The following is a 7,755-nucleotide window of genomic DNA, read 5'->3' on the forward strand; positions in this document are numbered from 1 at the left end:
AAGGATGGAGTCTTCATGAACAGTGAACCACTACAGAACAACCTGGTGTTCCCCATGCAACGGGGGCCCTTTCAAAACAACGGGGCATCGCCCTGGTATTGCACAATCAAACTGGGTACCCCTGCTCAATCGCTCAAGTTCTCCCTCGACTCAGGCACAAATATGAGCTGGGTCACCTCAACGCTTTGTTCCGCCGACCAATGCAAGCATTTTGCAGGTGGCCGTTTTGACATCAAGGCTTCCAGCACCTTTGCGTTTACCGATTGCCTGCGTCGACCTTACAGTTTTGGGCCATGGGGCACGATGCAGGTGGAGTCAGCGTCGGACGTGCTTACCCTGCCTAACGACGCGCACCTTAACAGCCAACTGCTTCTGGCATCGGCTTACGAAGGTGACCCATTCAAGCAGTTGGACTGGGATGGTGGCTTAGGCCTTCCATGCAGCAGCGCCTATGTGGAAGGTCGCAGCTCCTTCGTGCTCCAGACGTTGATGCGCGAAGGTCAACTCGACCCTGCCCACCCCTTCGTTGCGTTTGATTGGGATGCCCCGCGGCGACGCGGCGACTGTCGAATGGGAGCTGTCGACTTATCTAAAGCCCAGGGGCCCCATCTGTTCTTGCCTTGGTCCGTCTATAGCGCATTGCCCGGAGTTGAATATATCTGGTCGACCGACTTGAAGTCTTATTCAGTCGGCTCAGAACAACTGCGCGCCAATATCAAGTTTGCCCTCGACTCTGGCTCATCGCAGTTCAAAGGTGACTCTGCGCTCATGCGCGAAACACTGGCCCGTATCTCCCACAGCAACCAGCCTGACATCCTGCTGGAATTTGCAGACGGCCAAATGACCCTGGGCAGCGAACTCTATGAATGCCTGATCGAAGCGGGTCCACAACAGGGCCAGATACTCCCTCAGTTCGCTCCATTGGGCCTGACTGACCTGGTAGTGGTGGGATCGGTGGTCATGGACTACTGCTACACCGTCTATGAGTATCAAGTGGTGAAATGCAGCCGCGAGGTTTACTCGCTGGCCCCAGTGGGGATCTGGCTATTCAATCGTCCTGAGGGTCCGCAGATCATCACGCGGTCTTCGTCGAAGCCTTTTGCGCCTGATGCAAGAGCGGTGCTGAATGGAAAACTCACCCTACCGGGCCCGGCTAGCGAAACAGTCACAGTTGCCGGAACCTGGCGGAACGACTATGGCTCGGTAATGACCCTGCAAGTTTCGGGGCGGCAGGTCACAGGCACCTATCGATCATCGACCGGTTCAACGGGTGAGTACTCGATCACTGGATGCGTATCGGGCACGGGTGCAACCCGCACTACAAACCAGCCACTGGCATTGGCCATTGAATGGCATGACCTTGGTGACGAAACAAAGGATCCCAGTTGGAACTGGGCCTCGGGCTTAAGTGGCCAACTGAGTGTGACGGAGAAAGGCAACGTGCTCACATTGAACCACGTGTTAGTCGCGACCAGCGACTTTCCGGAGCTGGCACGCCAGGGCAGCTATATCGACAAGTTGGTGTATACGCGGGCTGAACAGCAAGTGCAGACCAGGCCGAGTACGCGCATCGAACCCTTTCCCGTCAAAAATACCCTGGCAGGCCATTGGGTCACAGCCGATGGGACCTCCTTAGTGTTGAGTGTGTACAGCGACAGCAAGCAACGCTTCGGTATCGTTCGGGGCTCTTTCACATGTCAGGAGGCCAGCGCCGAGGTCGCCGGGTTTACTGATGTCAATACGCTGAAGTGCAAACTCTCGCTCCAATCCGTGAGCCTTAGCGCCACCCTTACTCGGGAGAACGCGGTCTGTACCCTCTGCGGAACCTTGGATTTGACGGCTGACACGTTGAGCTTGTTGGTACTGACCAGCTCCGCTGTAGCCCCTGCGCATGCTTACCTGGCGACACAAGTTTCATCTCTGCATTTCACACGCGCTACTGATGCTTTCCCCAGTGCTCAGTCATTACGTGGCAAGTGAGTTGTTGTGACGAGGGCGCTTGCTCCCGCTGGATCGCGCAGCGGCCCCAGCTCTTTTTTGAAAGACTGGGCCTGCTACGCAGTCCAACGGGAGCAAGCTCCCTCGCCACAGGTACATGGTTCGCCCTTGACTAAACGGCGTCAGAGCTCGCGCCATCACTCTACTTGACCAACCGCTTCTCCTTGGAGGGGCGATATCCGAAATACGAGCTATAGCACTTGCTGAAATGGCTCGGTGAGACAAACCCGCACGCCACCAGCACCTCCACTTGAGACAACTCGGTGTGTTGCAGCAACCGGCGCGCTTCGGTGACACGCAGTTCCATGTAGTAACGCTGAGGCGTGGTGCCCAGTTGTTCCTTGAACAACCGCTCAAGCTGGCGGCGGGAGCGGCCGGCGTAGACGGCCAGCTGGTCGAGTTCCAGGGGCTCTTCGAGGTTGGCGTCCATGAGTTTTACGACTTCACGCAGGGGCGCGCTGACGCTGACGTTTTCGGTGGGTTTGATACGCCGGTAGCGGGATTCTTCGAAGGCCAGGATGTCTTCGATACCTTCGACCAGGGCTTTGTCGTGCAGGCCCTTGATCCAGTCCAGCGCCATATGGAAGGCGCCGGAGGGGCTTGACGCGGTGAGGCGGTCGCGGTCGATCACGTAGGGTTCGCTGGTGACGTGGGCAGCCTTGGACACTTCCGCCAGGGCCGGGCGATGTTCGGGGTGAATGGCGCAACGATAGCCTTGCAGCAGGCCGGCGCGACCGAGGAACCAGGCGCCGTTCCACAGGCCGGCGAGGCCGACGCCGTGTTCGGCTGCGCTGCGCAGCAGGTGGATGAAGTCTTCGCTCGCCTTGAGTTCAGTGCGAAAACCGCCGCAGATCACCAGCAACTCCAGGTCTTGCAGGGCCGCCACGTCGAGACGTGCGTCGGGGCGGATAACCAGGCCCAGGTCGCTGTTGACTTCGCCAGCGTCCCAGCCGAAGGTGCGCGAAGCGAATAATTCCGGACGCAGCAGGTTGGCGGTGACGAGGGTGTCGAGGGTCTGGGTGAATGCGGGCAGGGAAAAGTGCTCAAGCAGCAAGAAGCCGACACGGGTCACCGAGGCTGGCTGCTGGGTTTCATTGAGGTAGCGCAGGTTCTTGCCTTTCATGCCTCCGCTGAATTGACGTCTTTCCATCGAGGGTTGGCCCACTCTTATTGTTGATGCAGTGGGTGCCATCTTAGGGGGAAACGCGATGGCTGTCTCAGGCACTGATCTTGAGAAAACCGCAAACGCTCAAAGCCCGTGGTAGAACAGGGGGCGAGCCATCTGATACGGTTTTTTCTTTGCTATCTGCGCCTGTATTGAAGTGCGGGTGAGGCGGACAATGGCCCCATTCCCAACCCACTCTTCGGAGGCCTTATGGCCAAGATGGCACTTTTCCTGTTCGGCTTTTTGGTGTTGACCATCGGCATTGGCTTGCTGGCGACCATCTCGCCGGTCTGACACTCAGCCGGCAAACAGCATCGGGTACAGCGACAACACCAGCAAGCCGGCCATCGACCCGTTGAACAGTCTTAGCCAGCGCGGCTCACGCAATACACTGCGCAAGCCGCTGCCACAGCCGACCCACACGCACACGCTGGGCAAGTTGACCACAGCGAACACCAGCGCAATCACCAGCACATTGGTGACATAGCCTTCAGCCGGCGTATAGGTGGTGATGGCCCCGAGCGCCATGATCCAGGCCTTGGGGTTCACCCACTGGAACGCCGCCGCGCCGAGGAAAGTCATGGGCTTGCCCTGCTCATCGTTGCTGTCGGATAGGCCGCCAGCCGTCGCGATTTTCCACGCCAGGTACAGCAGGTACGCCGCGCCCACGTAGCGCAACAGCGTATAAGCCCATGGAAACACCTTGAACACTTCGCCCAAGCCAAGGCCCACCGCGATCACCAGCACCATGAACCCGATGCTGATCCCCAACGCATGGGGCATCGACCGACGGAACCCGAAATTCACGCCCGAGGCGAGCAACATGGTGTTATTGGGCCCTGGCGTGATCGAAGACACGAAGGCGAACAGCACGAACGCTGACAACAGACTGGTAGACATGTACATGATGCGGCATCCAACGGGGGTATGCCTGCGACATTAAAGAGTTATGGCGCACCCTGCCCCATACAGACACGGCACGATTGAGGCATACACTTTTTTGCCGAAGCTTTCACAAACCTTTCACAGATGACCCCCTATGGTGGACCCAGCTCCTAATGAACATCCTTTTAGCCCGCGCGCCCCACGCGGGCTTTTCTTTGCCTGGGGTTTATCGCAGGAAAAAACAGGCAAGCCATTGTTCATGACTTGCCTGCGGCGCTAATGATTTAACGCGGGCCTGGGCCACCGCCCTGACCATGTCCGCCACCGTGACCACCGCCGCCGCCACCCGGCGGCATGAATATCCAGCAGCCCGACAAGCTCGACAACAGCGCGACGACAACAGCCGCCTTGGTTAGACACTTCAACTTCATGACATCACTCTCTTACTTGACGAGATTAACTTCTCGTTTGATAGGACAGTGCAAGAGGAAGTGCGTCATGGCTATCGTGTAACCTGATGGTAGGGTTTGTATGCGTGACGGTACAACGTGGCGTGCGTCCTGAACAACAACTCGCTTCCGTCTGGCCACAGCATTTGGTATTAAGGGTGACGGATCAGATCGGAATCGAAACGACGTAGACGGCCTTTGAGGGTATTCAACACCTCGGCAAAGCGGTGAATGGCGGCGGCGTAGGTTTACATACACTGCCCGTCTAGAGCGTAATCACTCATCTCACACGCAACTCAAGGATGCCTATGCTCAACATTCGGCAAGCGACTGAATCCGACCTCGATACCCTGCAGCAAGTTGGCTGCGAGACCTATCGGCAGCATTTTTCAACGATCTGGTCCCCCGCCGGCTTGCAGACCTTCCTCGACCGCGACTTCTCCCACGGCGCGCTACGCGATTCCCTGGACCTGTCTGACAGCCACCTGTGGCTGCTCGCCTGCGACGAACGCGCGCGGGTCGTGGGTTTTGCAAAGGTCAACTGGTCAGCCCCTGCCCCGCTGACCGGAGAAATAGGTGCGGAGCTGCGCAAAATCTACTTTCTCAAATCCGCCGCAGGGCTGGGGTATGGGAAGCAGCTTATGCAATACATTCGCGACCTGGCCGTACAGCGTGGGGAAAGCTTGCTGTGGTTGACGGTACTCAAGAGCAATCCCAATGGCCGACGGTTTTATGAAGCGTTTGGTTTTCAGTTGATCGGTGAAATCCCTTTCAACACGGACTTGGCCGAAATCGGGATGAACGCCATGGGTTTTGAACTGAAGCACCTGGAGGGCTGAATGGACGACTTGATACAAGGGCTCGATGGTCCCAGGACTGCCCAGCAGGAATTGTTTTACGACCTGGAAGATGCGGCGGCAGTTATTGGCTGGTCAGTGGTTGAGTTGACCGCTATGGCGGCCAGCGGCAGGACGCCAGATGAGGCCGTGACGCTGATGAAAATATGCGCACTGCTGGCGGCGCAACAGGAAAAAATTGGCGCCTATTCGAATGAGGCCAAAGACAAGAGGATCGTCAGGACTGACGATAGCCCGATGCAGTTGTGACCATAGGGGGACTGTCCACGTTTCGCTATCCAACCACAGAAACATCGCTCAACTTTTTAGCGCTCTTCTCATTTTGCAGGTGCCATCGCCCATGGGCTACTTGACCTCTTCTCAATAGCCTTTAAAGAGGTCGCCATGTTCGACAGCAGCTGTTACTCCGTATTACAACCGATAACCCGCTTCCTGCAAAAAGCCTGTGTCGTCGCCCTGCTGATCGTTCCAATGGCCGCTTTCGCCATCGTGGGCGGCGCGGATGCGCAGGATGGGCGCTATCCGTTTATGGCTTCGCTCCAATTCAAAGCGGCAGGCACGACGTCGCTGGAGCGTCACGGTTGTGGCGCAGCCTTGGTCGCACCTCGATGGGTACTGACCGCGGCCCACTGCCTGGTGAACACGCAACCGGCTGACGTCGAGGTGATCCTCGGGCGCACCCAGTTGAGCAAAACACTGCAGGGGCATACCGTCGGCGTACAACAAATCGCCCTTCACCCTGAATTCCTGCGCTCGCTGACCCTTGATGTCGCGCTGCTCAAACTCGATCGCGACATCACCGACATCCAGGCCATCACGCTGGTAACACGCGAAGAAGGGCTTGAAGATCGCATCAAGCGCCCTACCGCCCTCGGCTGGGGAAACACGGCGCGCAGCCCAGCCCCCGACGCACAGCCGGACCATCTGCAGCGCGCACGCTTGCCCAGAATGACGGACGCACTGTGCACATCACTCGCGCCAAACGTGAACCTGCAAAACACTTTCTGTGTGGGGGCTGATGGCTTGATACCGGACAGCGGCGACTCCGGTGGCCCTGTATTCACCAAACATCCCAAAAGAGGATTTGTGCAACTCGGCGTCGTCAGTCAAGGCGTCTTGATTGCACGCTTGTCCCACCCGAAGATCGCTGACTTTATTCGCGAAACAATGAGCGAATCGCCTTGATTGAGTTATTTTTGGTGGATGTGTAGGCGTGGGGCTATTGCGTTTACACGGGCCTGTTGACTGCGACCCACTTCCTTGCAATGACGGGCGCCGCGTGAATAGCTCTGTTGGCTCATGAAGGTGTACGCCCAAATCCTGCGTTTGCGGCAGCACAGAACACATGCTGATAAATTTCCATCGAATAAAACGGGAACCCTCATGGGAATTAAAGTCACGATGCTAAAAGGCCTTTGCTTCCTGACGATGGGTGCTATAGCACTAGATGCCCTCGCAGGGACGTCGGAGCAGCGTTTTCTATGTTCGACGCAAGAAACGCTATTATTCGGATGCGACTCCGGCCCGAAGATGATCTCGGTGTGCGCATCGTCCGGTTTCTCAGCGACAACAGGCTATGTGCAATACCGATTTGGTACGCCCGGCAAAATTGAATTGAGCTACCCCCAGAAGCTGAGTCCACCGAATGGTCATTTCTGGCTCAGCTCTACGGGCTACTCAGGTGGCGCCGAGGCACATCTGCGCTTCACCAATCATGGCGTAACCTACGCCGTTTTCGACCGCACGGTGCGCACAAACTTTACCCCAGGAGAACCCAACGACCCCGAATTCAGCGAGGGCATCGTCGTGCGTCTGCCGGGTAAAAAAGCGACAAGTCGACTCTGCACCTATTCCGAAGGCGGCATTCGCGAGCAGGCCTACACAACCATCGAGCGTGAAGACTTCGACGATAGCCTTGTTCCGTAAAGGAGCACGGTTGCGCACACGATCCCAAATCACAGATCGAGTAGGAGGCGGATTTACATCCGCCGTCCTCTCACACCTTACGGCACGGATCGCGTAATACTCAGCAAGTGCCGGGCGGAATGCCGTTTTTGTTGAAGTCCTTCAGGCGCTCGCGCTCTTCCTCGGTGGAGTGCGCTGGAGTTTGTTGTTCAGGTTCTTTCTTCTTTTCTTCAGTCATTGCTATGTCCTCTGGATGGTGCTTTTTCGGCACCTGGAGGAATCAGCAGTTCAAATCAATCCGCCCACCGCCCGGAAATGACCCGCACTCCCCGTGAAACGGATTGACCTGAGTGACCCACGATCGGCTGTTTGTAGTGGTCTAATGAAACCGGACACCCATTTAGGCGAGAATGCTCGCCAGAACGAGGTGTCAGATGACCAAACAACGCCGTACCTTTTCCCCTGAATTCAAACGCGAGGCTGCCGACCTCGTTAT

General features: G+C 57.1%; 8 protein-coding genes. 5 read left to right on the top strand and 3 right to left on the bottom strand.

From position 1 onward, the window contains the following. The first annotated feature begins 15 nt into the window (after positions 1-15). Entirely contained in the window at positions 16-1,980 is a 1,965-nt protein-coding gene (locus AACY08_RS25935) for an avidin/streptavidin family protein (protein ID WP_339472011.1), read from the top strand. A gap of 160 nt (positions 1,981-2,140) precedes the next feature. On the opposite strand, the gene AACY08_RS25940 is transcribed toward AACY08_RS25935, so the two are convergent. The 3 genes from AACY08_RS25940 to AACY08_RS25950 form a co-directional block, all read right to left on the bottom strand. Next, positions 2,141-3,148, bottom strand: coding sequence for a GlxA family transcriptional regulator (locus tag AACY08_RS25940; RefSeq protein ID WP_445261434.1), 1,008 nt, complete (start codon positions 3,146-3,148; stop codon positions 2,141-2,143). Positions 3,149-3,460: 312 nt separating this feature from the next. After that, positions 3,461-4,069: a LysE family translocator gene (locus AACY08_RS25945; RefSeq protein WP_339472012.1), complete on the bottom strand. Its 609-nt coding sequence runs from the start codon at positions 4,067-4,069 to the stop codon at positions 3,461-3,463. A 263-nt stretch (positions 4,070-4,332) separates the two neighbouring features. Next, positions 4,333-4,479, bottom strand: coding sequence for a hypothetical protein (locus AACY08_RS25950; RefSeq protein WP_339416160.1), 147 nt, complete (start codon positions 4,477-4,479; stop codon positions 4,333-4,335). Positions 4,480-4,805: 326 nt separating this feature from the next. Here AACY08_RS25950 and AACY08_RS25955 point away from each other — a divergent pair, with 326 nt between their 5' ends. From AACY08_RS25955 to AACY08_RS25970, 4 genes are all read left to right on the top strand, one after another. Continuing rightward, entirely contained in the window at positions 4,806-5,336 is a 531-nt protein-coding gene (locus tag AACY08_RS25955; protein ID WP_339472013.1) for a GNAT family N-acetyltransferase, read from the top strand. Continuing rightward, the gene (locus tag AACY08_RS25960; protein WP_339416158.1) at positions 5,337-5,603 is read left to right on the top strand and encodes a hypothetical protein; all 267 of its coding nucleotides are present in this window, start codon (positions 5,337-5,339) and stop codon (positions 5,601-5,603) included. Between the two features lie 135 nt (positions 5,604-5,738). After that, on the top strand, positions 5,739-6,539 hold the full coding sequence (locus AACY08_RS25965) for a S1 family peptidase (RefSeq protein ID WP_339472014.1): 801 nt from the start codon (positions 5,739-5,741) through the stop codon (positions 6,537-6,539). A 198-nt stretch (positions 6,540-6,737) separates the two neighbouring features. Then, on the top strand, positions 6,738-7,280 hold the full coding sequence (locus AACY08_RS25970; RefSeq protein ID WP_339472015.1) for a hypothetical protein: 543 nt from the start codon (positions 6,738-6,740) through the stop codon (positions 7,278-7,280). Positions 7,281-7,755 lie beyond the last annotated feature (475 nt).

It is taken from the genome of Pseudomonas sp. EL_65y_Pfl1_R83 (assembly GCF_963970695.1).
GTDB classification, from domain to species: Bacteria; Pseudomonadota; Gammaproteobacteria; order Pseudomonadales; family Pseudomonadaceae; genus Aquipseudomonas; species Aquipseudomonas tritici.

Bases quoted from the DNA above. Each gene is read 5' to 3' on its own strand.
- AACY08_RS25965 (WP_339472014.1), top strand. From the start codon at position 5,739: ATGTTCGACAGCAGCTGTTACTCCGTATTACAACCGATAACCCGCTTC.
- AACY08_RS25940 (WP_445261434.1), bottom strand. From the start codon at position 3,148: ATGGAAAGACGTCAATTCAGCGGAGGCATGAAAGGCAAGAACCTGCGC.
- AACY08_RS25960 (WP_339416158.1), top strand. From the start codon at position 5,337: ATGGACGACTTGATACAAGGGCTCGATGGTCCCAGGACTGCCCAGCAG.
- AACY08_RS25950 (WP_339416160.1), bottom strand. From the start codon at position 4,479: ATGAAGTTGAAGTGTCTAACCAAGGCGGCTGTTGTCGTCGCGCTGTTG.
- AACY08_RS25970 (WP_339472015.1), top strand. From the start codon at position 6,738: ATGGGAATTAAAGTCACGATGCTAAAAGGCCTTTGCTTCCTGACGATG.
- AACY08_RS25935 (WP_339472011.1), top strand. From the start codon at position 16: ATGAACAGTGAACCACTACAGAACAACCTGGTGTTCCCCATGCAACGG.
- AACY08_RS25955 (WP_339472013.1), top strand. From the start codon at position 4,806: ATGCTCAACATTCGGCAAGCGACTGAATCCGACCTCGATACCCTGCAG.
- AACY08_RS25945 (WP_339472012.1), bottom strand. From the start codon at position 4,069: ATGTACATGTCTACCAGTCTGTTGTCAGCGTTCGTGCTGTTCGCCTTC.